Raw genomic sequence first — 26,873 nt, 5'->3', positions numbered from 1 at the left:
ACAGCCGTAAAGCGCGCACAGTAAAATCAGCGCAATCAAGCGTTTCATGGGATGTTTCCTCAGTGGGTTGGATAGAGGGTAGTGTTAGCGCCGGGGGGATTGACGGAAATAGTATGCAAGGGATGACAAGTTTAACGATGAAATTTCTGAACGGTTGTTTCTCTTGATTTTGCCAGCCGCCGGGCCTCGTTCCTGGCGATCATTTGCTCAATGGCATACTTACGTGCCTGAGCAGCTCTGTATCCCGGGCCGCTGCCGGGTTTATCTGTACTGGCATCTCTCCATCCCTGAAGATTGTCCTGAATTGCGCGGGTTGTCTGCTTCCCGGCTCCTGCGGCTAATTTCCCTGCACCAAACGCCGCTGCGCCTATACCCACGGCGGACAGTCCCTGCATGGAGACAGTCGCTCCCGCCCCGGCTAGCGCTCCGGCCAGTTTTGCGGAAAGGTATACCATTATTGCCGCGCAGACCCCAGCGAGACAGACCTGAGCACCTAGCTCCACAATATTAGATTGTGCAGATATTTGTGTGGCAATATCTAAACGGGAGTTTAAATAATTGACAACCACTCGTAGCGACAATGCAGAAAACAGAACCGTTAATATGGCTGCGAAAATATTTTGCAGCCAGTTGTTAAACATGGGACGTAAAAAGCCATACATGAGACAAAAGATAAATACGGGGGCTGTGATGCTGAGCAGCAAAACCATAACCTCTGCGATCATTGCAACAAAGGCTGTAATAGTCATTAATACGAATATTCCCAGCCAGACATAAAATTGAGCTGTGATGCCCTCGTCTTTTATGTACGTTGAATTATCCATGTCGTGTAACGTTTTGCCTAATACCTTCGCTTTATCCCATAAGCTATCCAGTAGTTGCCATATATTATCGTTGCCGGAAAAGCCGTCTTTTAAGCCATTGATAGCGTCAATGACCCCGTCGAGATAACCGCTGACATTGGCCACAAAGGACAGGATGATGGCCATTCTTATGATGTCCCACATGACGTCCTCCATGGGTGTGGACAACTTACCTGCCAGGCTCTGGTATCCACGCCACATGATATAAAGTGTCGCTGACGTTGCCGCCAGTCCCAGCATCATGGCGGAGTATGACATCATCAGTCCCTTTGTTGCGTCGGTGACTCCCCCTATCAGGTGTTTTTCAACACCGATAAATACACCACCAGGCATATTAACCTCACTATGAATTCAGGTTGGGAGTGGGGGCATTTAACTGTTGAATCTGAAAATGAGCTTCATTGGCATTTTTACAGTTTTCAGAGGCATCGCCGGTTTTCAGGCATTTTTCATATACTGTTTTCAGCTCATCGGGATGATCTTTGTACCACTGGGTAGTTTTGGTTTCGTCTCTGCAGCCGCAAATGATGAGGAATAAAATGGACAGGAACGAAAGGGTTAATAAACGCATGTGAAACTCCTTTAACGGTTTAAATCGGAGGTTGGTGCAGTTAACTGCTGCTGGTTCCACTGTTTGAGACGCTCATCCTCCAGCACTTTCCCGCGTTTTTCTGCCGCCTTCACACTCATTTCCCATTGATCAGTGAGCGTGTTCAGCATCACTGATTTCAACTGAATACTGTTGGCAAGGTCCTGCGACTCCTTTGAGTCTTTAGAGAGTGCAATCCGGTTTGAAAGATTATTGATCTCACCCAATGTTTGGCTGACCTGATCCTGGATCTCGTCAGTCTGCTCAAACTGAATTGCCTTATTGATAACCTGTTGTTTGCAGATATCGGCATAGCTTCCGGACTGCGCCGCGTTGCACGTATCGAAAACCCGGTACTTTGCGTATAGCGCATCGAACTGCCCGGCGATGCCACCAGAAAGTAGCAGGTCGTTGAGTGTCTGGCCCGGCTTACGCAGTTTTTCCAGATCTGATTTAAGACTCTTCGCCTGATCAACGAAATCAACAATATTCCGTACACCGGTGGCCGTTGCTAACTGGTCTTTATATGCCTGAATTTGGCTCTCATAATGCTGCGCTGTTTGTATCCAGCGTTGTGCCTCTTTCAGCCATTCGAGCTCACGTAGTGGGTCAGCATCCACCAGAACAGGGATACCTGCGTGTGCCATCGGGCTGATGATCACACACGCAATAATTAATGCATGAAAACGCCGTTTCATCATGAATCTCCTGTGGATTTTCAGAGTGCCTGAGCCAGGTAAGTATCCAGCCATTCATGGGGCTGCATTCCTTCCCGGTAGAGAGAGTCGAAGATTTCCAGGTTGTCGGCGCTGCCGCTCATGACTTTTGTGTACCTGCCGATCCCGGAAAGATCGAGCGTCACACGTGCAGCAAAACGCTTTATGTCGCCGCGTCTAAATTGATTTTTTACCACTACATACTGACGGGCCTGCGGATCCAGGGCTTTCACGACGTCGAACACCTCCGGTTCAAACTTCATTCCGTCGACATAGTGTGCCCGGTCGGCACTGGGGTTAGCTGCCAGAATCTGCGTCCCACACTGCTCGATCACGGCAGGCGCAATTTCATCCCTGATAATCTCCGCCGGGGACTGTGTTCCTACAACCAGCATTCCGTTTAGCTTGCGGATAGTTTTCAGTCGGTTATAGGCAAAATCCTTAAAAACCGGATCCCGTAGCCATTTCCAGAACTCATCCATGAAGATAACCAGTCGACGTCCGTCGAGTAGGCTGGTAATGCGGTACAGCAGATAAAAGGAGATCGGCGCACAGATGTTCGCATCGTCAAGAAACTCTGTGCCGTCAATGCCAAAGTTATCGCAGCGACCGATATCGAAGGTGTCTGATGCGTTATCAAACACCCAGCCAAACTCACCACCCTGCGCCCACTGCGACAGGCGAATACTCAGGCCATTCTCCTGAGCTTCTCGGGTCGCAGGCTCCGGAAGATTCTCCAGTAAACGGGTGATCCCATGAATACGGTACTGTGGCTCATTACCGATCACCGCCAGTATGGCGTCATTTAGACGTCGTTCATTGCGGGGCGTGATGGTTGCACCGTTACGCGTACACAGCAGTTTCATCAGCTGACTGATAAAACTGATATTGCGTTTCGTGGGCGATAGCGAAAATGGGTTCCACCCGGTGGGCTCGCCATGTGTAATACGGTAATAACGGCCTCGCAATGCCCGGATATTCATTTCAGCGCCACGATCCTTATCCAGATAAACGGTTGTCAGTCGTTTGGTTTTTGCGTCGGGAGAAAAACTCTCCGTACGGCTATATTTCTGCTGCATGTTTTCCAGAAATGTCATGAGCATGGTTTTACCCGAACCGTTGGTACCGAGAATGCAGGTACTTGCTGGATTCTTCTCGTTGAATTCATCCTTGTCCGCCAGCGTATTGTGAAGGTTCAGATAGTAGCCATCACCTGACGGGGCACGCAGTAAGGCCATTGCATCCCCCCAGGGCGCATTATCGCGCTTGCCGGGATAGAAATTGTGTAGCGAAGCCAGCTCGACAAAATTCTGACTGCTCAGCTCACCCTTGCGGGGCCGCAAATGATAATTGCCGGGCAGTTGCGCCATATACCCGGCTGAAAGAGAAAGCGCGGCGGGAACCGATATAATGCCGAGGTTGTTCAGGGCATTGCTGATTTCGCTGGTATCGGCTACCAGGATATCCAGCGTCTGGGAAAACACCATGATGGAAAAATGGTGTTTTCCATACGCAATTTTTCCCGATGTCAGCAGGTCAAGCGCCACATCCAGATCCAGCCGCTGTGACACCGCATCATCATCTGAACTCATTAACAGACGTCGGGTGCGTTTGATGGCCTTACGGGCTTCTTCCCGTGACATGCAGGTGTAGGACTGTGTGATGACATAATCGCAGGGGGCATAAAGCAGCGAATCCATCATCCCAGTCGCTGTTTCTTCAGGGAACTCTTTAACTTCCAGACCCCGAAAATACTGGGTGCCGCCGGCATGGTTTATCTGTCCAGACTCCCCGGAGAAAAACAGCGCTGCCGATCCCATGACCGAATATGCAGGAGCACGGGTGACGCGGATCCTACGCCATTGGTGCGTCAAGAGGTACTCGTAAAAAGATAACTGGGAGGAGAATAGCGCCTGTTCTTCGCTGAACGTACCAAGAGAGTGTGCGGCGTAGCGTGACAGAGCGGTATCGAGGGTACCTTTAATTTCCAGCATCTCCTGCAACGCACCGTCAAGCTCTTTCAGTTTCTGGCCGTCTTTCATACGCCGGTGTCCGGCTTTTTCCAGACTGGCAAAAGGGCGGTAGCAGACAGTCAGGAACAAGCGGTTACGGCGAAACGGGTTAGCCTCCAGCGAGGCATAATACAGACGGCTGACTTCATCAGCGTAAGAGTTGCCGGATACCTTATGTAGCGAATCGGTAAATGGCTCCCTTACGTTATGGATATAGAAGGTGACCGGCATCCCCTCGAAAGAGCGGATAAGTCCGTGCAACTGGTTACGGTCAATATTGAGCGTTTCTTCTGATTCACAATCGAACGGAGTGCCCGTCAGTTCCCAGGTACAGTAGAAGTCACTATTGGGTGAGCGGACGACATGTTGATGAATATGCGATGAATACGGAATGTATTTCCTGAGCGTGGCACTCTGATTCAGTTTCATGACGTTGAGAAACTCCGTGATATCAACAGCATCATGCTCAATGGGCATAAATGCTGTTGCGCTAAATAGACGGTTTGCCGCAGGTTTTCCTCTTGCCCTGAACCAGACGGCTATCAGGCTGAACCGCATAGGTTCATTCCTGGTGAGCGATTTCATCAGCAGAAATTCAATCGGGAGTAGGGCAAGGAAAGCGACGGAGGTCCAGACAGCAATGATGATGGTGATACCCGTGACAGCCAGTAGAGGCACCATCGGCACCCCCCATAGTGCCGCCGGACGTTTCATTGCCTTAAGCAGCTTTGCCATAGATAACCTCTCAGCTCATCAGCAGTGCGCCGATTTCACTGCCTCCACCAATCAGGATGCCGCCAATGATGATGTAGGCGCACTGGGACAGGCTTTCGCCTTTCCAGAGTGTCTTGTAACCTACCCAGATCACGGCCACGGTAATGGTGATGGCTGCCAGACCATTAAGGCCAGTGGCGACTTTTTCCATCACGGTATTTGCGCGTTGAAAGCCGTCGGCAAAAACCGGGGGTACAGAACAGACGATGAGTGCAAATGCGGAAACAGGACTGAAAGCGGCCTTAAGTATGCGGCAAAGTGTCATTATTCTTTCTCCTCACGGGGTGACAGGGAGAGGCTCCGGCGCAATGACGGCGTAGAGATCTTTTCGAGGGCAATTTTCTTCTGGCGGAATTTTGGGGGACGCCACGAACCACGCCCTTCGGCCAGATCACGCAGGGACGTAACTGGTCACCTGCAGGCGTAGGCTTCAGGAACGGCGGGGATGTCAATTTATCCTCGTGGGTTCCGGGTACGGCATAGTGGGGAGCTGCAGCGTAACCAATCCGTTGCACATAGCTGGTTCCGGAAAAAGCCGCTTCCGGCTGTTCTCCGGTACGAAAATTGCCGGAGTAGTAGCAGCTCAGTGCTCTTTTCAGCGAGCCGCCGCGTCGGTAACAGTCGTTGAGGATGTATTCGAAAACAGACAAATTGGTACAGGGATCAAGCAGGTCAGAGGCTGTCACACCGTAATGATGGAAATTGGTGCTGGTAATTTGCATCAGCCCCACAGAGTAACGGCGGCTCTGCGCCACAAGGCGACGTATGATTCGCTCTGCTCTTTCCCGGCTGGTGGGCTGATGAGAAATGATTTTATTGTGACTGAAGGTGCCTGAGCCCCTTGGGATAATTTCTGCGATCGCATAAGGGTTAAAATTGGACTCCACCCTTACGACGTCGAGTGCTGTGGATGGATGAATGCTGGCGGCACACTGCATGGCCACCGCCAGAAAGGCAGATGTGGAAAGCATAGTAGCCTCGGGAATGCGGGCAGCGTACATAGCTAAAGTACCATGCATGCTGAGGGAAACTTGAAGGGTTAAATGTGTGGTTTCGAGATTGTGAGCGCTTTGCGCCGGACTGCCGAAACCATAATAAAGAGTGTCATGGAATATTCTTTACAGGAATTTTGATTCGGATAAATGCTGCACTAATGTTTTTGCGGTAGATGTTGTATTTCAGCGTATCAGTTGAAAATTCCAGATCGACAAAAATATGTCACTTGGTTTTATCTGGATAGTTCTCCAATCAAAATAATAATAAACGGGTCACATCCCAATTCTGCATTCCGATTTCAACGGGTCAGCGAGAACATTCAGCGGCACACTGAATTAAGGTTGTGTGATAGCCTGATATAAATTATTAAAGAACGGTGCTCTACCAAGGCTGAATAAATTCCTTACTGTCAGGTCGATGAGCAGAAACACTATCAGGATGGATTTAATTACTATAAAGCGGAATGATAAAGTGAAAATGAAATGCTAAGAGTTTTTCGGGGATGAATTTTAGTAGTGTAAGGGGGGATATAATCGATGATTGTGTTTGTACTAATAGTGAAATATAAAGACGTGCGGGGTTTTAATTCCCTGCACGCCTTACTGTTAACATTAGCGTTTACGTCGTTCAAGCATTTCCTGGCATTCTCTACACGTTGTTACTCCTGGCAGAGTGTGCCTCCGCTTTTCAGGAATTGGTCTACCGCAGAACTGACAGTGATACAGGGAAGGTGTTGCTGCTGGTTTGAAACGGCTTTGTTCAATCATTTCCTCCAGACGTTGCTCATTGAATTCCTGGTCGCGATCAACTTCGTCAGGCATATCATGTCCTCCTGTCTGTCCTTCCCTGCTCGCAAAATGTGATTCGGTTACACACAACAGTGAGTGAGGGGGGATTGGGCTCTGAGGCTAACTCTTCGGTGATCTGCATCATGATGTTAATTGCTTCATTAGCATCAGGACTTTTCCCTTTTAACGCCTTCCATCGGCACCATATTGTGGCATCCATGGTTTCATCAGGAAGAGGTGAGCGTCCATACGGTACAGAGATGCCCTGTAATCTGCGGTTGAAACAGACATCGTTGGAAGTAAGACCAAAATAATGCTTTAGTAATGCTATAGATCCACCTAACCGGATCGCCCGATTAATTTGCTGATGATGCTGGGTTTCAGTACGTGCTCTTTCCAGCTGTTTGCGTAAAATGTCATGGTGAATTTTGACTGTAATAAATGATGCGGGAGAGTGGCAGGTGCTCAATAATACATCAAGTGGTAACTGACTGATTTCGTTTATTTCTTCAAGAGTAAATCCAAGTGTTTCACCGTAAGATAAGTCACCATCCTTCAATGCATAAATTACATCCGTGAGTACGTAATAATTCAGCAAGGGAAACATAAGTTATCTCTCTTATCTTAGCGGTTAGCTAATTTACAATTAATCCATTCGTCAATCTCCGACTCGAGCCAGGCTACGCTGGCTGGGCCGATTTTTATTGAAAGTGGGAAACGCTTGTCTTTCATATACAGATAGATTTGTGAGCGTTTAAGACCTGTTTTTTGCTCGACCTGTCTGAGGCGTAATAATTGATGAGATGGCATTTGTTCCTCCAGGGGCTTATGGCATTGCTATCATAAAGGAACACAGAATGATGTTTAGATAAAGACAGTGAACCCGTATTACGACATTATTCACCCGTAATACGGATCTCAGAGCTATATACACGAAGGATGTACTACTTCACCGTAGTTTTAAACGATAAAGGGGAGCCACGCTCCAGCGCCGTTTTTAGCGTATCACCGCTGAGATGATCGGTGATACCATCAGAGATTGCCCATTCCTCAAATATAGACAAGAGTTTGTAGGGTTGTTTCACCAGAGGGCGTATATCATCATTATGATAACAGGCTAGCCAGAACAGCCGGGATAATGGCGTAGATATTCTCGTCGGAGATAACTTGGGGTTTTTGTCACTGGTTAGCTTTTCTATCAATCTCTCAATTTCAACACATTTGATAACGAAACAAGCATCTTGTGGCAAGTCATGCATTGGGAAGTAGCATGGATCCGCATAGTCCCGCTTTTCATTCCGCAAGGAAGACTCTTTTATTATAGAGGTGGTTTCATTCGATAAGTATTTTATCTTGCTCTGAATTTGTTCTTTCCATGATATTTTATTGAAAAGTAAGAAAAGTTCATTTCCACTCGTAACAGTGATGCCAAAATTAATGGTGTCAGGATTATCAATAGGTAGTGGCATGCTGAGCGAGTCTGCTAGATATCTTTGTATGATAATGTATTCAAATCCAAATAGGTTTGTGTCCAAAATATTCCTGCGAGATGAAAAGTAATCTCCTTCAGTAGATATGATAAGGTTCCTATTATTTTTGAAACAATGTTTATCAAGAAAGCAGAGTCTCTTTAGCTCTGAATTGTCCAAGGTAGATATTTTTACTTTTTCTCCATTTTTAGTTATTTTTCGTAATGTCACCGGAGACTGGAAGTAAATGGATAGATTTATTTGCCCATACAGTGCACAGCGATATATTGTACTTTCTGTAATTGAAGTGTCGAATGTCTCATTAATCACTTGCACAGCTTCGTGTATTGTTAACCAGTTTTTTGCCATAAGCTTGAGATTGCTATTCCAGGACATAAGTGATTTTCCTTCATTTATTTTCTTTGGCAATTATCTGATGCCATAAGTTAATTGATTGCTATCAATGTGAGAAATACCTCAGCGTTTATAGACATGCGAGGTTCAGAAAAATAAATTATCTTATTGATATTTCTTCTTTATAGCTTGTAAGTGGTAGTCGCCAATGATGCAAGGGAAAGGGTCTTTATGGGCATATATCCTATCCGTTAATTTCAACCATGTTCTGTTGTCCAGAGTCAGAATACATCTAACTCTGGATACGTTTTCACCAGTGATAACTTATCCCTGTATCAAGTTTATCTGCACAGTCAATCCCTGCAGGGCTATTTCTGACGTTATTAAATTTATAATCTAAAAATATCTGCATATTTTTGTTGAAGTAGTAGCTAAAGCCTATTTCTTCATAATCCAGCACTCGGGTTCGTTGGCCAGCGATTGTTTGCGTCAGGTGAGTGTAACCAATGTTGGGCTGAAATTTGTCGGTCAGCATATATTTAGCCAGGGCTTCATAGCTGAAGGCGTTAGTATTATTGTTGCGAGGTTGGGGGTTGATAGCATTATTACTCTGCGTGAAAACAGTGGCCAGATAAAGTTTTTTGCTCTGGTACTTGACCCCCTCTGCGAAAGTTCGAATATTTTTTTTGTAACCGGCGTTTTGTTGCTGTGAAAATGTGGTCTCGGAAGATGACGCAGCAAAAATTGCACTGAGCTTTGGCGTAAAGAACCAGGACAGCGAAGTACCAATACCATTGCCGTTCTGTTGTCTTAAGGTACGATTCTCGTTGTTACTTTTGAACTGGTATTGCATCGCTAATTTCACTGTCTGTTGAAAGACCGAAAATTTTTTTCGCCACGTAATAAGATCAAGGGCTCGGCCACGCATGAAGTTGTCAATGTAGTTATAGGACATCTCCCTGAATAAGGGAGAGCGGTCTGTTATTGAGGTAACGTCGTACAGTACCCCCCAGTTTCGACCGATATCAAGGCTTCCCCAGTACGGGTTGTCTACACCCAGAAACGCTAGCCGGGTTGCATTTCTGCTGGCATCTGATGCACTAACCGTATATTCCCAATGAGCGTAGCTTTGCCAGTTGTGGGTAAGTTCATGCTTCCCAATCAACCCAAAATAGAGATAGCTACGATCGCCATCATCTTTTATGTTATTACTGGTAAAACGTCTCGCAATAATAGTGCCATAAAAATCGAGACTTTTACCGTCCTGGTTCAGAACGTTGACCGCAAAAGAGTAGGGTGAGAAGAGTAGTGTGATTGATATAAAATAATAGCGTAAGTAATGCAATGTCATGATAAACATCCCTAAAGATGGCTCAGCATCTGAATGGTGGCAGGGTGGACAATTTACCGCGACATATGCTCATTGCTTAAATCCAATGGAATGAGATTATTATCGTTATGCTGAAGCGTTTTGTTTATGGCTAAAATAACTGATGATGCCATTAGAAATGGCGGATGCAATTTTGTTGCGGAATGCTGTTGTGCCTAATAATTTCTCCTCCTGTGGGTTGGTGATAAAAGAGGTTTCAACCAGGACAGATGGGATATAGGGTGATTTAAGTACGGCAAAAGCTGCCTGTTCTGTATGGTTTGAATGCATATGGTGGACAGGAGAAATGTGGTGAACTATATGTGATCCCAGTAAAAGACTTTCCCTGATGGTTTCAGTCTGTTCAAGATCGAAGATGATTTTGTCGAGATACTTGTCTCTGTGAATGATTCGTTTTCCAGCAATATTATCAGCAGCATTCTCACTTTTAGATAGATACCTTGCCATAGCGCTGCTGGCTCCCCGTGTTGAAAGTGCAAAAACGGAAGCTCCATGGGCTGCCGGACTTGCGAAACCATCGGCGTGAATGGACATAAATAGATCGGCTTTGTGTGCGTGAGCAATCTGTACGCGATCGTATAGTGGAATAAATGTGTCATCCGATCGCGTCTGGAGTGCATTAATACCGTGGCTATTGAGAATGGCTTTTATCTTAGAGGTAATATCCAGTACTACATGTTTTTCCAGCGATCCTTCACAACCCACTGCGCCGGAATCAATACCCCCGTGTCCAGGATCTAGCATTATCGTAAATTTGCTACGCCCATTTGTTGGGAGGGAGGAATGCTTATGACTTAGCTGAGGTAGCATATGCGCATATGTCAGCGGTATAGCCAGTGTATTGGCTGCGAGGGCCGCTAAACCAGTAAGAATAAGTTTTCGCCGGGTAATGTTGGTGTTCAATGTTGACGCCTCATGCTGATTGATTTGTTATGTTATAACGTTATGAATTATTTAAGGTCGAGGACTTGAATGTTATTTTTTGTTGCTTCGGGTTACTTAATATTAATCATTGGAAAATCACGAGGTTCCCAATGTATTGATAAATTGGATTTTTAATACCCATCACTACCTCTCATCGCTTGAATAATGATGAAATCAGGCGTCCAAGTATGATCGTAATCTGCAAGAGCACTGCTGATTAGCTCTTGTCCCATCTGTTTACTTTAAATCCTGAATTATCAAACAGGACAATGGACTCCTGCTGGAAACATATTGATATAGATCCTTTCAAAAGATAATTACTCTCATTACCATTGGTTATGTTATAACGTAACAATTGAGTGTGTGCCGACATTTAGAATGAGTCTATTCATTATTCGATGACTTATTCTGGGGAGGAATTATGTCAACTGAACATATCAAAGAAGAAAAACTCAACATTGGTGCCGTGCTGGCTGTATCACTTAGTACAGTGATTGCAATGCTGGACAGCACTATCGCAAATGTTGCCTTACCTGTTATTGGCAAAGATTTTGCCGTCTCAGAAGCTGCATCCATCCTGATAATCAATGCTTACCAGTTTGCTGTGGTCGCTTCATTGCTGGTATTCGCTGCATTGGGAGGCAAAATAGGTAACAAACGTATTTTTATTCTTGGAGTGATTTTATTTGCGCTTTCCTCGTTAGGATGTGCACTTTCTGAAACACTGATGATGCTGACGGCTTTTCGCGTCATTCAGGGCTTTGGGGCTGCGGCCATTCTAAGTGTGAATGCGGTGTTGATTAAAGAGATCTATCCTGCCCGGTTGTTAGGTCGTGGATTGGGGATTAATGTAATGGTGGTCTCTGTTTCCGCAGCGGCGGGCCCGTCAATTGCTTCAGCTATTATGTCAGTTGCGAACTGGAACTGGTTGTTTTCTATTAATGTACCGATCGCTTGTATTTCATTGCTGCTCTGTATTGTATCGTTCAAATCGACGCAACGAACCGAAAACCGGTTTGATAAAGCGGGTGCGTTGCTGGTTTTCCTGACGTTCGCTTCGTTTTCAACGATGATGCTGGGTCTGGCGAGGAACAACGTGTTAGACGTTATCCCAAGCTCGATTATTCTTGTCGTGCTGGCAATCACTTTGTATCTGAATCAAAAAAGAAAGGTTACTGATGCTTTGATCCCGGTTGCGATTTTTCGCAACAGGACATTTTCTCTGTCGTTATTAATGTCTTTGTTATCATATAGTACGCAGTTACTGGCATATGTCTCCTTACCATTTTATTTTCATAATGTATTAAACCGCAATGTCGTTGAAATTGGCATGCTGTTAACGGCATGGCCGCTGGCGACAATGTTGACGTCATTGGTCGCGGGTGAACTAATCAAAAAGTTCGAGCCCAACCTGGTAGCATTTACCGGACTATTACTACTTTTGATAGGCACTCTTTTAATGACATGGCTGCCCGTACAACCCTCGAATCTGCAGATCCTCTGGCGGATCGCTATCTGTGGTTTTGGTTTTGGACTATTCCAGTCCCCTAATAATTTTCTCATTATGACTTCGGTCCCACATGAAAATAGCGGTATTGCCAGCGGATTATTAGGCAGTTCACGTCTGATTGGGCAGATTATTGGTTCTGTGCTGGTGGCGTTTTTCTTTAATATGTTTGGGCGTAATGTAACGAATATTAGTCTTTTCGCCGGGGCATTGTTCTCATTTATGTCTCTGGCGGTGAGTTATCTCCGCTTTAAATCTTCTTCTCATGACGTCGTTTTTTTAAAGAAGGTAATATGAATTAGTCAATAAAATAATCACGTGATGCTATTAAATTACAATCCATTTAAAATATTGAGGTGCTGAGTATGCTTAATGGAAAAATATTATTCTCATTATTCATATCATCGATGATATTATTATCAACGGCAAGCTATGCCAATAGTAGTGAGGCGAGTAAGACGATAAATGACCAAAATATGAAAAATCCTGAAGAAATACCCATAAAATTCAACCGTATTATTATCACCGGAAATTGTCCCTTTGGTGTAATTATGGCAAGTGATTTGGCATATAAACATGTAGTGGGCGTTGGACCTTGGGCTTTTCTGCATTCAAACATGAAACTTCTCAAGGATATGAAGCCAGATATCGACCGTATCACTACTGACTTTATTAATAAAGACTATGTTGTAAATATGGAATCCTTACTAAATTTACAACCAGATATTATTTACTATTATGGTAAAAGTCAGAATGATAATCTGGAGCGGGCAGGGATCCCCACTATTAATCTTGATGCTGGTGGTGACACGAAATTTGAGCCAGTAGAAACGCAGACTTATTGGGAAAACGAATTTAACCGGACCCTTGGTTTACCTCGCAGTCACAAATTTTCGGATGCATGGAAGATAAGCCTCAATGAGGCAAAACCCTATGCCGAGAAGATCAAATCACAACATATTCGGGCATTGTATCTTGAGCAGAGTGATGGGAAAGAGCTCAAGGTGAGTGGGCCGAAAACATATGGTGATACCTATCTTAAGATGGCGGGGATGGAAAACGTAGCAAGTGATCTGGTGGTAAAAGGGGATGCTGGCAGGTACATTAATGTTTCAATGGAGCAAATAATTCAGTGGGATCCCGATATTGTATTTGTGGTCTTTGGCAGCGCGAAGGATATTCTTAACAATAAAAATCCCGGGCAAGACTGGCATAATGTAAAAGCATTCAAAGATGGGAAAATATTTTCCACGCCCGTGGGGCTACATAATTGGGGAGGATTGTCTGCTGAGACTGCGCTATTACCATTGTTTATGATTAATAAATTTAACCCTGACTATATAACAGATGCAGAATTGAAAGTTGCAACGCGGTTACACTATAAAAAAGTATTTGATTATGAAATTCCGGACGCGCTATTAACCGATGAGTTAAGACAGCGGTAATAAAATAATTCGGCGCATAGGTTTTTATTTTGAAAGGTTAGTTATGCAGGAAATACAAAAATACCGCATGCTAATGTGGATTACAATCGTATTGTTACTGATTGTGGCTATGATTTCTTTGTTCATAGGTCGCTATACATTATCTTTCCCCGAAATAATGACGGAGGTATTATATGATAATGGTCGCCGTTGTTTAAGCGCAGGATTCTCGGTTATATGCAATCTACGGTTGCCAAGGATTATTGCTGTAATGATGGTAGGGGCAGGGCTATCAGTAGCAGGCGTGACGTATCAAGCAGTGTTGCGAAATGCGCTGGCGAGCCCGGATGTGCTCGGTACATCTTCCGCCGCAGCGTTCGGCGCAGCACTTGGGATACTGCTAGGTTTTCCACTACAGCTCAGCGCTTTTTCCTCTTTCTTCTTTGGCATTGTCAGCCTTTTATGCGTGATGGGACTTTGCCATTTCAAGAAAAACAATGGGGAACTCACGACTATCCTGTCGGGCATCATAGTGGCTTCGGTGTTTATGTCTTTTGTATCAATCATTAAATATGTTGCCGATCCACAGGACGAACTCCCGGCTATCGTCTTCTGGCTTATGGGGAGTTTCGCTTCTCTGGTCAAAGAGCAGGTTTATGGACTCATCCCGCTATACATCATTTGTTATCTGGTTATCTACAAACTTCGATGGAAAATCAATGTTTTGTCTTTGGGAAATGATGAGGCCAAAATTGCTGGAATGAACCCAAAATTGTTGAATACAGTTTTGCTAATCACAGCCTCAATTTTGGTGGCAGCATCAGTCACCATCGCTGGCGTGGTGGGCTGGGTTGGTCTGGTTATCCCGCATCTGGTTAGAACGCTGGTCGGGTACAACCATAGCAAGCTGATCCCGGCTTCGGCTGTATGTGGTGCGTTGTTTTTATTGGTCATCGACAACATTGCCAGGACCCTGACTTACGCAGAGATCCCCATTGGAATACTTACTGCTCTGGTTGGTGCGCCTTTATTTGCTGTACTGTTCATCATGAGTAACCGATATGATCGAAGTGAATAATCTGACGTTCGCATTCAAAAAGAGTAAAACTGCCTTTAACAATATCAGCTTCTCCATTGATGAAGGTGAGGTACTGTGCGTATTAGGACCGAATGGTGTTGGCAAAACAACATTGCTTAAAACGGTTACCGGTCTGTATCAACCGGTTAGTGGCTCATGTCATATTGACCGAGTGGGAAACCGGAAAGCTCGTATGGCGTATGTCCCGCAGGCCAAACGTGTTCACTTTTCTTACAATGTACTCGATTTCATCTCCTTTGGGTGCCCATTACGGGGCGGAATGCTGGCATCTCCTGGGGCGAGGGATATCGAAAAAGCGGGGCAAATATTGTCGGAACTTGGTGCATCATATCTTGCAACCAAAGACGTTAACCAGATCAGTGGTGGTGAGCTACAGATGTGTTATATCGCGAAGGCGCTGGTCTCAGAGCCGGACATCCTTGTGCTTGATGAACCTGAATCAAATCTTGATTTTAATAATCAGTCTCTCATTATCAATTGGTTGTACACGTTGTCGCGGGAGAAAAATGTTACTATTATCCTGAATACGCACTTCATCAATCATGCAAATAACATTGCAGATAAATGTCTGCTAATGGGCAAAGATAGTTACTGTTTTGGGACTACACAGAGTGTCTTGCAAGAGCCTCTCCTCGCCGATTATTTCCACGTTCCCGTTAAACGCTGTCATTTTGAACACAAAGGAATACAGAAAGAATCATTTATTGTTGCATTGTGAAAGGTAGCCAATGTCTCGGTGAGAACGAGAAATGGGCGATTATGATTTAAGCCCTGTCGAACTGTACGAAGCTACTGGCATTAAAATTTTAATATGTCGTTCTGTTTGAATAGCCCGTGTGCGCCAAGTGAATCTACGACACAGCGTTTTTCCTTTTTGCTGGAGAAAACAAAAAAGCCGAATCAGTCTGCACTGATACGGCTTTGATTTGTCAGGGTGACTAAATCACTAGCCAGCTTGAAGCGTCGTTTTTCCTCTCCCCAGTATGTAGGGCGGTACATAGGATTTGCGGCAAGTATCCAGATAATCCGACCACCACTGCATCATTGCCTTTCTTGCTTCCAGATGCTCTGCTCTGTGAATATATGCCTGGCGTACGGAGTTACGTTCCTGGTGGCTCATTTGCCGTTCAACAGCATCCTGTGACCATATACTGGATTCCATAAGGGCACTGCATGCCATTGTCCTGAAACCGTGACCACAGATTTCCATTTTCGTATCCCAGCCCATCAGGCGTAGCGCCTTGTTCACCGTATTTTCACACATGGGTTTATACGGATTATGGTCCCCGGGGAACACGAGTGCATTATCTCCTGAGATATCCTTAATCTTTTTCAAGATCGTGATCGACTGTTGTGAGAGGGGTACGATATGAGGCCTGCGCATTTTGGCACCACGACCAGAGTAACGCACTCCTTCAATAGCTTCGCGCGTGGCGGGTATTGTCCAGACTTGGTTTCCGAAATCAATTTCATGCCAGCGGGCAAAACGCAATTCACTCGAGCGAATGAACAGATGCAGTGTTAGCAAGATGGCAAGGCGAGTGAGTTCGCGGCACTGCTGAAAACTCTCAATGCTCTCAAGCAGTTCAGGAAGACGCTCCAGTGGTAGAGCGGGGTAGTGTCGTTTTACTGGTGGAGCCGTCACGCCGTCAAGGTTTGCTGCCGGATTAAAATCGATTAATCCATGATGCACGGCGTAGCGCATGATATTCCGGAGGTGCTGGCGTGTACGGGATGCAACTTCCAGGAGACCCTTTTCCTCAATTCCTTTTAATAAAGTGATGAAATGGCGGGGTTTCAGTTCTGAAACTGACATGGTGCCAATGACTGGGAAGATATGATTATTCATGCTGGCCAGCAAACGGTCGGCGGTGTTCTCTGACCATTTTTTATTGCTCTTGTGCCATGCAAGTGCAACGTTTCTAAACACTTTCTTTGGCATGCGAGAACTGCGTTCGGCTGCTCGCTGCTCTGCTGGATTGATGTTCAGTACCAGCATTTTGCGAATACCTTCACGTTGACTACGGGCGTCTGAGAGGGAGATGACTGGGTAGGCACCGAGTGCAATACGTGATTCTTTACCCTTAATACGGTACTTGAGATACCAGTGACGTGAACCGCCAGGTTTGACCAAGAGATACAGACCGTGGGAATCGGAAACTTTAAAGGGTTTATCAGATGGTTTGAGACTGCGGATTTTGGTGTCGGTAAGAGACATATGGGGTCACTCCATAATAGAACGAACCGGACCCCAGATTTGACCACCAATTTTTCCCGATGCGGAGGATAAAATCAAAATGCATCAGGAGAAGTTTTCACGCTAAGCTGTTGTATTAAAACCATAGAGGCATTAATGAAGCTGCACGAAAACAAGAATTTGGCTCCTCTGACTGGACTCGAACCAGTGACATACGGATTAACAGTCCGCCGTTCTACCGACTGAACTACAGAGGAATTGTCTGAACGGGGCGCATCATATCCAGCCACCTGGAGTGTGTCAACGCTAAATTCGCCGATTCGGTGCGACTGCTCAGCATCTGAGCAATGCGGCCGACTTAAGGCAGTTCCGTACCGCTATCGGCCTGAAGCCGTTGTAAACGCGCCAGCGTATCCTGCTTGTAGAAGCGGCAGAAATGTTGGTACAACGCCGGGAAGCGGTTGGCCAACAGCTCGGGCGCACTGAAAAAATACTCCGACAGAACCGCAAAGCATTCGGCCGGATCGGTGGCGGCGTAAGCGTCCATGCTGGCGGCTTCTTCGCCCACCATGTCGATCTCGTCCTGCAGATTTTCCATTGCTGCGTGCAAGTCATGTTCCCAGGCGGCAATGTCGCGCAGCGGAAGAGGGGGCACACCGGTGGCGCTGCCGCCGTTGCGCATATCCAGCTTGTGGACGGCTTCGTGGATCACCAGGTTAAAGCCGGAAAGATCGAACGAGTCCTGCACGTCCTGCCAGTTAAGCACGATCGGCCCCTGTTCCCAGCTTTGGCCGGACTGCACCACCGGCCCGGTGTGCACCAGGCCGAAGTCGTCCTGCCATTCGTCCTCTACCACAAAGGGCGTCGGGTAGAGCAGGATCTCATTGAAACCGTCGAGGCATTCGGCACCCAGCTCAAGCACCGGCAGGGCGAACAGCAGGGCGATGCGTGCCTGCATCTGTGACGTCAACTGCAGCCCCTGCAAGGGGACGATGCTTTTTTGCTGTAAAATCTGCCCGGCAACGGCAATCAGCCGCTGTTGTTCCTGCTCATCCAAAGGAGAAAGCAGAGGGATTGCCAGCGCATCTTGCCACTGGGCAAGCGTTTCCGCCTGCGGTTGTTGCGTTTTCCACGGCCATTTAATCATTGCGTTGCTCGTAAAATCGTCACTTGAACATTCGGCTGGAGGCTAACTCTGTAAAAATGCCGCAAAAAGGGGCATGATAGCAAGCACTTGAAGGAGAGATGCCGGAGCGGCTGAACGGACCAGTCTCGAAAACTGGAGTAGGGGCAACTCTACCGGGGGTTCAAATCCCCCTCTCTCCGCCATTAAATTGTATTATCTCATTGAGTTAAATAGTTTTTTATCATTTAACTATCTTCCGGTATGCCAATCAGTATGCCATTCATGACTAGCTTGCTTTGATTCCTTCTGGACTCTATTAGACAACTTTCTGCAGAACACGTTATCACTTAGCCAGCATATTCGGATAGTGCTTTGCGACTATGTCATTCAATTTGTGAACTAAGTCGTGGCATTTGAAAGTGATATGCGCCGTCGCTTTCTGAAAGTACCTGATTGCGAACATATCATCCTCATAGTAGGTACTGCTCCTTTTTGAATGGATATGATCGCCAAGACGGCGAGTGACATCTTCGCGATGTGTGCAAAAAAACAGGAGATCGCCCATGGGCATTTAACCAATCAACAACAAACGATGCGGGTGGTTGAAGCGATGGTTGCTGCTGGGCGCGGGCAAGAAGATAAACTCGCGAGCGCAAGGGCCGAACGTGCTGGCGTCGAGGCCAGCTTGGCGCCGATGACAGAGCAATATTATCTTGCGCGTTATAAATTAGCCGTATTGATGGGGTTACGCCCGAACGACGTTGAGCAAGTCATACCCAAAACGCCATTGCCGACGTTGAGCGTTCGTTTACCGATCGGCGACGTGGGCGAGCTGTTACGCCAGCGCCTGGACGTAGCCAACGCGGAGGGTTCGTTGGCGGCTTCAACGGCGGATGTTGGCGCAGCGACCGCCGAGCTGTATCCGCGCATTAATCTGGGCGGATTTATCGTGTTTGTCGCTATTCGAGGCGGAGATATCCCTAATGGAGACAGCAGAGCTTTTGGCGTCATGCCTTCTATAGATTGGCCTGCGTTGCATTTCGCCACAGTGAAGGCCAAACAACGTCAAGCGCAAGCGCGCCTTCAGGGCGCTGAAGCACGGCATAGGCCGACGGTGTTGCAAGCAATAGAGGAGACTGAAGGCGCTTTAATGTGCTATAGCCAGTCGCAGCAGCGCTTACAGGCTTTGACGGAAGCGGTGTCGGAAAGCTGGCGAGCGGCCACGTTAGCTGAGGCTCGCTACAAAGCCGGTGGCGCGCCCTATCTGACCAGTCTGGCAGCCGATCGCACAAGGTTATCGGCTGAGGAAAGCCCGGCAGAGGCGGATACGGGAACGTTTATCGATATAGTGATGGTATATAAGGCATTGGGGGGGATGGTCTACGGGGAGGGTGACGTCATAACACTGCGTGCATAATGCTCTGTGCGGTAAAGGGTTCTCCGCACGCGCTGGCGGCTCGGGCGCACGCGGAGGTTTAAGTACTGCGTATAGAGTGGCGGTTTTACTGATGCATGTCAGGAGAGGCCGTCAATGAGATAGGCGGCAGAATGCTCATTCCGGTGGCGGGCAGCCGCTGATAATGGCGAGGGGATAGCGTCATTATCCGTTTAAAGGTGGTGCTGAAGGCGCTTTCAGACTGAAACCCCAGCTCAAATGCAATCGTAGATATTGATAATTCACCATTTTTTAACATATCGCAGGCTTGCAACATCCGCCAACGGGTGAGGTATTCCATAGGCGATAATCCGACCACATCTTTGAAGCGGTGGGCAAACGCAGAGCGGGACATATTGGCCTTATTCGCCATGTTATCCACTGTCCAGGGGAACGATAAAGCGTTGTGAACCGCTGCGATCGCCGCCCCTAACTGTTTGTCAGCCAGCGCGGAAAACCAGCCTATATAATGGTTGCTCAATAAAGGGAGGAAAGGTTACGACTGGCAGCCGTTGAACTATGGCGCGATTAATCAACATTAATCGGCATAAGAGCAAGGGAATAAGGCAGACGAACAGAATGTGAAGGGGCCAGAAGGCCCCTTTTCTTTATGTTCTGAAAGCCGCTTCCGTGTAGAGCGAAGGCGTACGTTGTGTGTTATTTTGGCCGACGCGTATAACCGGCAATCGGGTAAAAGATGATGGGCAATTCGGCATTTATGCATCGTTTTGACGCATTGGGCGGGCTTGAACTGCTCGTCGCGGATTTTTCAGACCATCGGTTTGACGTGCATTGGCATGATACCTGGTCGATTGGCGTTGTCCTGCGCGGCGCCAATAACAACAGCGCCAAAGGCGATGCCGACGGTATCGTTTGCCGTGGGCAAGTCAGCATCATCGCGCCAGGGCAGATGCATGCCGGCACCGCTTTGGGTAATGAAGGCTGTCACTATTTTATGTTTTATCCCAGTCACCAGATGCTGCTTGGCGCAGCGGAAAGCATGGCAATGCATTTACCCGCGATCAAGGGGAAGCATATCGAACATAGGTCTTTCGCTAAGAAATTGTGTGAAACCGCTATGGTATTGACCGATGCACAATCCAGTCACTTTGACCGTGAAGTGGTATGGAGCCACTGTGTGGCGGATCTGCTTCAGGTGTTTTCCCCGTGGCAGTCTTTTACGATGGCCAGCGACATCTCGCCAAGCTTGAGCAGAGCAAAAGAATATCTGCACGATCATCATGCCCAGGAGGTGCGTCTGGATATACTGGCGCAGGCTGTCGGCATGTCGAAGTTCCACCTATGTCGCCAGTTTTCCGCGAAATTCGGTTTATCGCCGAACCGCTATCAACGGCAGCTCAGATTGCAACAGGCTAAGGTCTTGCTTTCCCGAGGCGGCAACATTGCGGAAATCGCCAGCGCCTGCGGATTTGCCGATCAATCGCATATGGGCAGGGTATTTAAGTCGACTTACGGAGTCACTCCGCGCAGCTATCGCGACCGGTGTACTTGAGCAATATCATTCTATCTCGCCGACACAAAAGGACTGACAATGTGCCTTTTTGACGACGGGAGGAAAACATGTTCATCGATATTACCACGCTGGGTTTATTTGCTCTTTCGGCCGCTGCGTTAACGCTTATTCCTGGTGCCGACATGCTTTGCGCACTGTCTAATGCCATAAGCCAGGGCACGAAAGCGGGGCTGATTACCTTATTGGGCTCCGTCACTGGAGTGACGTGTCACATCGGTCTTTCGATTGCCGGCGTTACGGCACTGATCGCCTCTTCACCTGTATTATATAAGTTTTTTGTCGTTGGCGGCGCGTTCTATATCATGTGGGTAGGCTTGAGCATTTTTAACAACAAAAACGCGATCAGCCTTCAAAACAACAGCGAGCGAAAAAGCTCTCATAAACTTTATTCGCAAGGATTACTGACCAATTTGCTGAACCCTAAGGCCATCATCTTTTCATTGGCGTTTATACCGCAGTTTATTCGGGTTGAGGCGGGCATGCCTGGTACGCAGATGCTGATATTGGGTTTTGAGCTAATCTTCATTATGTTATTGATTGAAATTCCCTTGGTGTTTCTGGCCGGTAACATTGCAATGAAAATAAAAAATCACCCTAGCATAGCTATCTATATTAATAAATTTTTTGGCACCGTCATTCTGATGTTGGCCATTTCCATTCTGGCTTCGCATTTATTCTAGGGTCTTAAATACGCAGATTGGCAACGTTGTTCGATTGATAAGGTTTTATGTTCGCACCGCTATCCAGCATACTGCGAAATTCCCGTAATCTCCTCCTGAGTTTCACAAATACAGAGGAGAATGACTAATGAAACGCTTTGAAAATAAAGTTGCCCTGGTGACGGGCAGTTCAAAGGGAATTGGCGCAGCCATTGCTAAACGCCTAGCGGCGGAAGGCGCCGTGGTTTTCATTAACTATTCCCGCGGGCGTGAAGATGCCAACCGGTTGGTTAAAGAAATCAATGAGCAGGGCGGCGTCGCTTTTCCACTGCAGGCCAATGTCGGCATTGAGGCCGAAGTCAAAGGCCTGATGCAAAACATTGTAGAGCAGTATGGTCGACTAGACGTGCTGGTCAATAACGCCGGTGTTTATGCCACCAATAGCCTGGAAGCATTTAGCGATGCGGAATATGAACGGCACTTCAACTTAAATGTCAAAGGGCTGATTTATTGCTGCAAGGCGGCGGTCGCCGCCATGCCTGAATCGGGCGGCAGCATCGTCAATATCAGCTCCAGCGTGACCTCGTTTACACCAGCCAATTCGCTGGTTTATACCGCTTCTAAAGCCGCGGTGGATTCGATCACCAAGACGCTGGCCAACGAGCTTGGCGGGCGCAAGATCCGGGTGAATGCGGTCAATCCTGGCTTGGTCATCACGGAAGGCGTGCATGACAGCGGCTTTTTCGACGCCAATTTTAAAACGCACATTGAATCCATCACCCCGTTGGGACGCATCGGCACACCAGAAGATATCGCCCCAGCCGTGGCCTATCTCGCCTCGGACGAGGCGGGTTGGGTCACCGGCGAGAGCCTGATCGTCGGCGGCGGTTTACATTAATTTAGCGAAGAATGGAACAGAGATGACATTAGATAAAGCCTATGGGCCACTGATTAACGGCGTATTCGAGCTGGATGGCACGGATATTCATCCCGTTATTTCTCCCTCTACCGGGGAGCGCCTGGCGGATTTGCGCTACTGTAACGAACGGGACGTCGAGCGTGCCGTGTTGGCTGCGGAAGCGGCTTTCCCCGCCTGGAAGGCATTAGGGCAGCAGGTCCGCGCCCGCCTGGTGGCGCAGCTAGCGGATGTGCTGGAAAGCGATCTGGAAAGAATGACGCAAATCGACGCGCAGGATGTAGGCCGCTGTATCAGCGAAGTGCGCCGCGATTATCAAACGGCGGTCAGACACTATCGCTATTTCGCCGCGGTTGTCATGGGGCACGAAGACAGCGGCAGAAGCATCGCGGACGGCTACAGCCTGGCGAAACGCGAGCCGCTTGGCGTCTGCGGGCAGATTATCCCCTGGAATGCGCCGGCGATTATGGCGGCTTTCAAGCTGGCGCCGGCACTGGTGACTGGCAACACTGTGGTGCTGAAGGCCGATGAAAACGCCTCGCTCTCCACGCTGGAGCTGGGCAAGATGATCGCCAACATTTTCCCTGCCGGCGTCGTCAATATCATTACCGGGCTGGGGAGCGTGGCGGGGGCGGCGCTGACCGGCAACCGGAAGGTGCGCAAGCTTTCGTTTACCGGCAGCACGGCGGTGGGCAAGCTGGTAGCCAAGGCCGCCGCGGAGCGGCTGGTGCCCGTCACGCTGGAGCTGGGCGGGAAGAGCCCCAATATTGTGTTCCCGGACATCGAAGACATGGATGCGGTGGTGGACAACGTGACCTTTGCCGCCATCCACAATAACGGCCAGTCCTGTCTGGCGGGCACCCGGCTGTTCGTCCACGCGGATATTTACGAGCGTTTCAGCGCCAAACTGGTGACGGCTTTCGAACGGGTGTGCGTCGGTTCACCGCTGGCCGAGCAATCCCGGGTAAGCTGCCTGGTTTCTGAGAAACAGGGCGAGCGGGTGCTGGCTTATATTCGGACCGGATTCGAGGAGGGCGCCACCCTGCTGACCGGCGGCAAACGCCGCGTCGTCGCCGGCTGCGAGCACGGCTACTTCATTGAGCCGACGATTTTTGCTGCGGAAAATGGAATGCGCGTTTGCCAGGAAGAAATTTTCGGGCCGGTGCTGACGCTGATCAAATGGTCAGAGTATGACGAGATGATCGCCGAGGCTAACGACAGCGAATATGGGCTGGCGTCGGGGATCTACACCCGCAGTCTGAAAAATGCCCTAGCGACCGCAGACCGGCTGGAAGCCGGGTCCGTTTGGATCAACAGCTACTCGAACATTACCGATGGCACCGCGTTCGGTGGTTACAAGAACAGTGGCATCGGCCGCGAGTTCTGCAAGGAAACGCTCAATGCCTACACGCAAATAAAAACCATCACACTGCAGACTGATCTGCCTGCGGTCTGGTTTGCAGAATAAGGATAAGACCGGCACAGGGACGTGCCCCCTTTGGTAGCTTCAGGGGGTATGGCTGCCGATATAAGTCCTTGGCGACGCGCCCATGCTTTTCTTGAACGCGGTGCTGAAGGCGCTTTCCGATTCATATCCCAGGTCAAAAGCGATCTGGGATATTTTTTCTTTATTGGCGACCATCCGCTCGATGGCCAGGCTAAAACGCCAGATGCGAATGTATTCGTTGACGCTGTAGCCAGCCAGCTTTCTGAACCGGGTGGTGAAGGCGGTGCGCGACATGCCGGCAACGCTGGCTAGCTCGTCCAGACGCCATTTCCTTCCCGGCTGATCATGTATGCTGGTCAGCGCCAGGCCGATATTTTTGTCCGCCATCGCGTAAAACCAGCCTTCGCCGCGGCCAAGCGCGCCGGAAGACAGCAGTACTCTCAGCGCCTGCGTCAAAATGATCTGCAGAAGATGCTCAGTGATAAGTTCACTGCCCGGGCCCGGTTTTTCAATCTCCGATGAGAGCCGGCTCAAAAAATCCTTAATGCCTTCGTTTTCTTCTCGTTGCGTATTGATCACAATGGGTTCGGGAAGGCTGGTGATAAAACGGAATGTATCATTGATTTGAAATACAAATCGACAGCCTACAAATGAGAAATCACATCCGCCGTTGGTAAAGCAGGACGATCTGTCTTTCATCACGTGAATTTTTCTTATATCGATGGCCGGCGCGTTAGGGTTATCAAAAATGCTGAATTCACGTCCGCTGGATAAGATTAGCACATCACCTTGCGCAACCGGATAAGCGGTTGCATCGTCTGCCATTTTAATGAAAAAAGATCCACTCTTGGCGATATAGATCTTCATTCCGGAATAGCCTGGAAACAGCGCTTTGGTATTGGTAGTCATGTCAAACGTGACAATTTTTTGGCTGCTGATTTTTAACCTGGAAACAATATCGGATAATGGATCCATTATTACCTGCTTGTCTTATGCGTTTACTGTTGAGCATAGTCGCTATTTTGCCAAGGTTATACATTGCCCCCGGCAGTGCGGTGAGGCGAACTCATTATGGGCGAGGTGGCAGCCGGTGTACAGGCTATCCCGCCGTCCTGTCCGAACGATAAAGAAAAAAGTGCAAACGCGAAAGTTTGCGATCCGGTCGGGTGCTACGATCGGTATTTTCCAAAATGGTGGCATAATGACTTCTGAGCAGACAAACCGCAGCCAGGTGAGCATATTAGCGGCGTTGACGATCGCTTTATTTTTTATCTTGTTGAACAGCGGCTCTCCCACGCCGTTATATCCCTTATATCAAGAAACCTTTGCCCTGAGTAATATCGACCTGACCTTCATTTTCTCTTCCTATGGGTTTGGCGTATTGCTGGCCTTGTTTTTATCACGCAGGCTCACCATCACCGATAAAAATGCCCGGTTGCTGGTGGTGGTTTCGCTGATGGTGGTGGTGGTGCCAACGCTGTGCTTTTCCTTTGCTCGTTCTTTGCAGGCGCTGTGCCTGTTCAGATTTATTTCCGGCTTGGGGGCCGGTACGGCCACGGCCATCATCAACATCTTGTTGATCAACTTCAGTCGCGGCGATAGCGCCAAATGCGCCGCTCTGCTGGGCAGTTTGGCTTTGGTGACCGGCCTGGCGCTGGGGCCGGTTATAAGCAGCATTTACGCTCAGCTGGCTTTTTACCCGCTCACTTCGCCGGCGGTGACTATCGCCGCGTTAGTTTTCCTTTCCGCGATCGCCATCGTTCTGCTTTGGCCGCAGAAGGGATTGCCAGCCCTCGGCGTTGCGGACACGAAAACGCCTGAAAAGAGCGCCGGTTTTAGCCAACCACTGTTCTATCTGCTTGCGCTGTGCGTGTTTATCTCTTGGTCATACGCTGCACTGATCCTGTCGTTGGGGCCGACGGCCGCGATCCAGGTCTTCGGGCTCCAGTCACCCGCGGGCTTTGGCTATATCGCCACCGGTTATTTGCTGGTGGCCGGCGTGGTGCAGTTCACGATCCCGCGTTTTCTGAAGCCTGAGTTTTCATTGGTGCTAGGGCTGATTGCGCAGGTTTTCTCCATGGTCATGATGACCATGGCGCTCGAGAGCGGTTCTGTGGCCAGCGCGGCGGTGAGTCTGTCGCTGTCCGGCTTCTCGTACGGCGCGGTTTTTGTGGGCGGCGCTATCCTAGTCAATAAGCTCTCGCTTGTGGCGCCTGGGGGGAACGCGGTGTCGAAGTTTTACTTTATCGTCTATTTGTTCAATATCATGCCGCCGGCCGCAGGTTGGCTGGCGGATAAAATAGGGGTAGTGAGCGCCTTGTTTGCCGCCATTGTCCTTTTTATGGCTATATACATCGCCTTTGCCGTGCTGGCGCTGTGGGCGCTGTTGCTGAGAAAGGCGTGATGGGGGGAATGGCTTTACAAAGTTCCCTGGCTTTCCATAGGCTTGGTGGCGTGTTTAGACGATGATTGTTGGCGATTGCCGCATAATAACGGCGACCCAGCGAGCAAGCTGTTTTTGACACGCACATGTTCTACATATGTTCAGGTAAGAGAACGGCCCCAACGGTTTTTGCTGGCGCCCACGGATACCGGCGTTGCAATGAGGATGGGGTGATGCTGTGCCGGCTTCGGTGAAGAGAGCTATTGTCCGC

25 protein-coding genes, 2 tRNA genes and 2 pseudogenes are annotated in these 26,873 nt (G+C 48.3%); 11 read left to right on the top strand and 18 right to left on the bottom strand.

Annotated elements, in window-relative coordinates; translation table 11 throughout:
• Window positions 1-131: 131 nt before the first annotated feature.
• From EBA31_RS16830 to amiA, 12 genes and pseudogenes are all read right to left on the bottom strand, one after another.
• Entirely contained in the window at window positions 132-1,196 is a 1,065-nt protein-coding gene (locus tag EBA31_RS16830; protein WP_122079784.1) for a type IV secretion system protein, read from the bottom strand.
• Between the two features lie 10 nt (window positions 1,197-1,206).
• Window positions 1,207-1,434, bottom strand: coding sequence for an EexN family lipoprotein (locus tag EBA31_RS16825; RefSeq protein WP_057067596.1), 228 nt, complete (start codon window positions 1,432-1,434; stop codon window positions 1,207-1,209).
• A gap of 11 nt (window positions 1,435-1,445) precedes the next feature.
• Window positions 1,446-2,150: a type IV secretion system protein gene (locus EBA31_RS16820; RefSeq protein ID WP_100194240.1), complete on the bottom strand. Its 705-nt coding sequence runs from the start codon at window positions 2,148-2,150 to the stop codon at window positions 1,446-1,448.
• Between the two features lie 20 nt (window positions 2,151-2,170).
• Complete coding sequence (locus EBA31_RS16815) at window positions 2,171-4,915, bottom strand: VirB3 family type IV secretion system protein (RefSeq protein ID WP_122079783.1); 2,745 nt, start codon at window positions 4,913-4,915, stop codon at window positions 2,171-2,173.
• 10 nt (window positions 4,916-4,925) lie between these two features.
• On the bottom strand, window positions 4,926-5,219 hold the full coding sequence (locus EBA31_RS16810) for a TrbC/VirB2 family protein (protein WP_048216043.1): 294 nt from the start codon (window positions 5,217-5,219) through the stop codon (window positions 4,926-4,928).
• Window positions 5,219-5,925: pseudogene (locus tag EBA31_RS16805) on the bottom strand (lytic transglycosylase domain-containing protein). The gene EBA31_RS16810 and the pseudogene EBA31_RS16805 overlap by 1 nt, the downstream one beginning before the upstream one ends.
• A 636-nt stretch (window positions 5,926-6,561) precedes the next feature.
• On the bottom strand, window positions 6,562-6,771 hold the full coding sequence (locus EBA31_RS16800) for a TraR/DksA family transcriptional regulator (RefSeq protein WP_122079782.1): 210 nt from the start codon (window positions 6,769-6,771) through the stop codon (window positions 6,562-6,564).
• Window position 6,772: 1 nt separating this feature from the next.
• Entirely contained in the window at window positions 6,773-7,345 is a 573-nt protein-coding gene (locus EBA31_RS16795) for a DUF2857 domain-containing protein (RefSeq protein WP_122079781.1), read from the bottom strand.
• A 17-nt stretch (window positions 7,346-7,362) separates the two neighbouring features.
• A complete protein-coding gene (locus EBA31_RS16790; protein ID WP_122079780.1) occupies window positions 7,363-7,548 on the bottom strand; it encodes an AlpA family transcriptional regulator in 186 nt (61 codons plus the stop codon).
• A 134-nt stretch (window positions 7,549-7,682) separates the two neighbouring features.
• Window positions 7,683-8,603, bottom strand: a complete 921-nt coding sequence (locus EBA31_RS16785) for a hypothetical protein (RefSeq protein WP_122079779.1) — start codon at window positions 8,601-8,603, stop codon at window positions 7,683-7,685.
• Between the two features lie 268 nt (window positions 8,604-8,871).
• Window positions 8,872-9,912 (bottom strand): porin, encoded by a 1,041-nt coding sequence (locus tag EBA31_RS16780; protein ID WP_122079778.1) that lies wholly within the window; start codon window positions 9,910-9,912, stop codon window positions 8,872-8,874.
• 105 nt (window positions 9,913-10,017) lie between these two features.
• Window positions 10,018-10,854 carry an N-acetylmuramoyl-L-alanine amidase AmiA gene (amiA, locus tag EBA31_RS16775; protein ID WP_122079777.1) on the bottom strand — a complete coding sequence of 279 codons (837 nt, stop codon included), beginning with the start codon at window positions 10,852-10,854 and terminating at the stop codon, window positions 10,018-10,020.
• Between the two features lie 442 nt (window positions 10,855-11,296).
• On the opposite strand from amiA, the gene EBA31_RS16770 reads away from it, so the two are divergent.
• The 4 genes from EBA31_RS16770 (at window position 11,297) to EBA31_RS16755 (ending at window position 15,623) form a co-directional block, all read left to right on the top strand.
• On the top strand, window positions 11,297-12,679 hold the full coding sequence (locus tag EBA31_RS16770; protein ID WP_122079776.1) for an MFS transporter: 1,383 nt from the start codon (window positions 11,297-11,299) through the stop codon (window positions 12,677-12,679).
• A gap of 68 nt (window positions 12,680-12,747) precedes the next feature.
• On the top strand, window positions 12,748-13,827 hold the full coding sequence (locus tag EBA31_RS16765) for an ABC transporter substrate-binding protein (protein ID WP_238387473.1): 1,080 nt from the start codon (window positions 12,748-12,750) through the stop codon (window positions 13,825-13,827).
• A 43-nt stretch (window positions 13,828-13,870) separates the two neighbouring features.
• Entirely contained in the window at window positions 13,871-14,884 is a 1,014-nt protein-coding gene (locus EBA31_RS16760) for an iron ABC transporter permease (protein WP_122079774.1), read from the top strand.
• Window positions 14,868-15,623, top strand: coding sequence for an ABC transporter ATP-binding protein (locus EBA31_RS16755; protein ID WP_122079773.1), 756 nt, complete (start codon window positions 14,868-14,870; stop codon window positions 15,621-15,623). Before EBA31_RS16760 ends, EBA31_RS16755 begins: the two co-directional genes overlap by 17 nt.
• Before the next feature lie 228 nt (window positions 15,624-15,851).
• On the opposite strand, the gene EBA31_RS16750 is transcribed toward EBA31_RS16755, so the two are convergent.
• The 3 genes from EBA31_RS16750 to mtfA form a co-directional block, all read right to left on the bottom strand.
• Window positions 15,852-17,123 (bottom strand): integrase arm-type DNA-binding domain-containing protein, encoded by a 1,272-nt coding sequence (locus EBA31_RS16750; RefSeq protein WP_122079772.1) that lies wholly within the window; start codon window positions 17,121-17,123, stop codon window positions 15,852-15,854.
• A gap of 160 nt (window positions 17,124-17,283) precedes the next feature.
• Window positions 17,284-17,359 (bottom strand) — tRNA-Asn (locus EBA31_RS16745).
• 101 nt (window positions 17,360-17,460) lie between these two features.
• The gene (mtfA, locus tag EBA31_RS16740) at window positions 17,461-18,249 is read right to left on the bottom strand and encodes a DgsA anti-repressor MtfA (protein WP_122079771.1); all 789 of its coding nucleotides are present in this window, start codon (window positions 18,247-18,249) and stop codon (window positions 17,461-17,463) included.
• A gap of 92 nt (window positions 18,250-18,341) precedes the next feature.
• On the opposite strand from mtfA, the gene EBA31_RS16735 reads away from it, so the two are divergent.
• Window positions 18,342-18,431: transfer RNA gene (locus EBA31_RS16735), tRNA-Ser, on the top strand.
• 140 nt (window positions 18,432-18,571) lie between these two features.
• Here the strand turns inward: EBA31_RS16735 and EBA31_RS16730 are convergent.
• Window positions 18,572-18,766 (bottom strand): annotated as a pseudogene (locus tag EBA31_RS16730) (DUF4942 domain-containing protein); the annotation flags it as partial.
• Between EBA31_RS16730 and EBA31_RS16725 the strand changes: the two are divergent.
• Window positions 18,725-19,645, top strand: a complete 921-nt coding sequence (locus tag EBA31_RS16725; RefSeq protein WP_122079770.1) for a TolC family protein — start codon at window positions 18,725-18,727, stop codon at window positions 19,643-19,645. The pseudogene EBA31_RS16730 and the gene EBA31_RS16725 sit on opposite strands and share 42 nt — an antisense overlap.
• Before the next feature lie 85 nt (window positions 19,646-19,730).
• Here EBA31_RS16725 and EBA31_RS16720 read toward each other — a convergent pair whose 3' ends face one another.
• Window positions 19,731-20,144, bottom strand: a complete 414-nt coding sequence (locus EBA31_RS16720) for a helix-turn-helix transcriptional regulator (RefSeq protein WP_122079769.1) — start codon at window positions 20,142-20,144, stop codon at window positions 19,731-19,733.
• A gap of 216 nt (window positions 20,145-20,360) precedes the next feature.
• Here EBA31_RS16720 and EBA31_RS16715 point away from each other — a divergent pair, with 216 nt between their 5' ends.
• The 4 genes from EBA31_RS16715 to EBA31_RS16700 all read left to right on the top strand — a co-directional run bounded on the left by EBA31_RS16715 (window position 20,361) and on the right by EBA31_RS16700 (window position 24,240).
• Window positions 20,361-21,176, top strand: coding sequence for an AraC family transcriptional regulator (locus tag EBA31_RS16715; RefSeq protein ID WP_238387471.1), 816 nt, complete (start codon window positions 20,361-20,363; stop codon window positions 21,174-21,176).
• Between the two features lie 68 nt (window positions 21,177-21,244).
• Complete coding sequence (locus EBA31_RS16710; RefSeq protein ID WP_122079768.1) at window positions 21,245-21,877, top strand: LysE family translocator; 633 nt, start codon at window positions 21,245-21,247, stop codon at window positions 21,875-21,877.
• A gap of 127 nt (window positions 21,878-22,004) precedes the next feature.
• On the top strand, window positions 22,005-22,754 hold the full coding sequence (locus EBA31_RS16705; RefSeq protein ID WP_122079767.1) for an SDR family NAD(P)-dependent oxidoreductase: 750 nt from the start codon (window positions 22,005-22,007) through the stop codon (window positions 22,752-22,754).
• Between the two features lie 22 nt (window positions 22,755-22,776).
• Complete coding sequence (locus EBA31_RS16700; RefSeq protein WP_122079766.1) at window positions 22,777-24,240, top strand: aldehyde dehydrogenase; 1,464 nt, start codon at window positions 22,777-22,779, stop codon at window positions 24,238-24,240.
• A 39-nt stretch (window positions 24,241-24,279) separates the two neighbouring features.
• Here EBA31_RS16700 and EBA31_RS16695 read toward each other — a convergent pair whose 3' ends face one another.
• Window positions 24,280-25,194 carry an AraC family transcriptional regulator gene (locus EBA31_RS16695; protein WP_122080647.1) on the bottom strand — a complete coding sequence of 305 codons (915 nt, stop codon included), beginning with the start codon at window positions 25,192-25,194 and terminating at the stop codon, window positions 24,280-24,282.
• A gap of 226 nt (window positions 25,195-25,420) precedes the next feature.
• On the opposite strand from EBA31_RS16695, the gene EBA31_RS16690 reads away from it, so the two are divergent.
• Window positions 25,421-26,623 carry an MFS transporter gene (locus EBA31_RS16690; protein WP_162302899.1) on the top strand — a complete coding sequence of 401 codons (1,203 nt, stop codon included), beginning with the start codon at window positions 25,421-25,423 and terminating at the stop codon, window positions 26,621-26,623.
• Window positions 26,624-26,873 lie beyond the last annotated feature (250 nt).

Origin of the sequence: Serratia sp. P2ACOL2 (assembly GCF_003691565.1) — a bacterium.
GTDB classification, from domain to species: Bacteria; Pseudomonadota; Gammaproteobacteria; order Enterobacterales; family Enterobacteriaceae; genus Serratia; species Serratia liquefaciens.
Note: the sequence above shows the minus strand (reverse complement) of the source record. Positions and strands in the feature narration are given on the sequence as shown.

Excerpts from the sequence above, each read along its gene's own strand:
- EBA31_RS16830 (WP_122079784.1), bottom strand. The coding sequence starts at position 1,196 with ATGCCTGGTGGTGTATTTATCGGTGTTGAAAAACACCTGATAGGGGGA.
- EBA31_RS16825 (WP_057067596.1), bottom strand. The coding sequence starts at position 1,434 with ATGCGTTTATTAACCCTTTCGTTCCTGTCCATTTTATTCCTCATCATT.
- EBA31_RS16820 (WP_100194240.1), bottom strand. The coding sequence starts at position 2,150 with ATGAAACGGCGTTTTCATGCATTAATTATTGCGTGTGTGATCATCAGC.
- EBA31_RS16815 (WP_122079783.1), bottom strand. The coding sequence starts at position 4,915 with ATGGCAAAGCTGCTTAAGGCAATGAAACGTCCGGCGGCACTATGGGGG.
- EBA31_RS16810 (WP_048216043.1), bottom strand. The coding sequence starts at position 5,219 with ATGACACTTTGCCGCATACTTAAGGCCGCTTTCAGTCCTGTTTCCGCA.
- EBA31_RS16800 (WP_122079782.1), bottom strand. The coding sequence starts at position 6,771 with ATGCCTGACGAAGTTGATCGCGACCAGGAATTCAATGAGCAACGTCTG.
- EBA31_RS16795 (WP_122079781.1), bottom strand. The coding sequence starts at position 7,345 with ATGTTTCCCTTGCTGAATTATTACGTACTCACGGATGTAATTTATGCA.
- EBA31_RS16790 (WP_122079780.1), bottom strand. The coding sequence starts at position 7,548 with ATGCCATCTCATCAATTATTACGCCTCAGACAGGTCGAGCAAAAAACA.
- EBA31_RS16785 (WP_122079779.1), bottom strand. The coding sequence starts at position 8,603 with ATGTCCTGGAATAGCAATCTCAAGCTTATGGCAAAAAACTGGTTAACA.
- EBA31_RS16780 (WP_122079778.1), bottom strand. The coding sequence starts at position 9,912 with ATGACATTGCATTACTTACGCTATTATTTTATATCAATCACACTACTC.
- EBA31_RS16770 (WP_122079776.1), top strand. The coding sequence starts at position 11,297 with ATGTCAACTGAACATATCAAAGAAGAAAAACTCAACATTGGTGCCGTG.
- EBA31_RS16765 (WP_238387473.1), top strand. The coding sequence starts at position 12,748 with ATGCTTAATGGAAAAATATTATTCTCATTATTCATATCATCGATGATA.
- EBA31_RS16760 (WP_122079774.1), top strand. The coding sequence starts at position 13,871 with ATGCAGGAAATACAAAAATACCGCATGCTAATGTGGATTACAATCGTA.
- EBA31_RS16755 (WP_122079773.1), top strand. The coding sequence starts at position 14,868 with ATGATCGAAGTGAATAATCTGACGTTCGCATTCAAAAAGAGTAAAACT.
- EBA31_RS16750 (WP_122079772.1), bottom strand. The coding sequence starts at position 17,123 with ATGTCTCTTACCGACACCAAAATCCGCAGTCTCAAACCATCTGATAAA.
- mtfA (WP_122079771.1), bottom strand. The coding sequence starts at position 18,249 with ATGATTAAATGGCCGTGGAAAACGCAACAACCGCAGGCGGAAACGCTT.
- EBA31_RS16725 (WP_122079770.1), top strand. The coding sequence starts at position 18,725 with ATGGATATGATCGCCAAGACGGCGAGTGACATCTTCGCGATGTGTGCA.
- EBA31_RS16715 (WP_238387471.1), top strand. The coding sequence starts at position 20,361 with ATGATGGGCAATTCGGCATTTATGCATCGTTTTGACGCATTGGGCGGG.
- EBA31_RS16710 (WP_122079768.1), top strand. The coding sequence starts at position 21,245 with ATGTTCATCGATATTACCACGCTGGGTTTATTTGCTCTTTCGGCCGCT.
- EBA31_RS16705 (WP_122079767.1), top strand. The coding sequence starts at position 22,005 with ATGAAACGCTTTGAAAATAAAGTTGCCCTGGTGACGGGCAGTTCAAAG.
- EBA31_RS16700 (WP_122079766.1), top strand. The coding sequence starts at position 22,777 with ATGACATTAGATAAAGCCTATGGGCCACTGATTAACGGCGTATTCGAG.
- EBA31_RS16695 (WP_122080647.1), bottom strand. The coding sequence starts at position 25,194 with ATGGATCCATTATCCGATATTGTTTCCAGGTTAAAAATCAGCAGCCAA.
- EBA31_RS16690 (WP_162302899.1), top strand. The coding sequence starts at position 25,421 with ATGACTTCTGAGCAGACAAACCGCAGCCAGGTGAGCATATTAGCGGCG.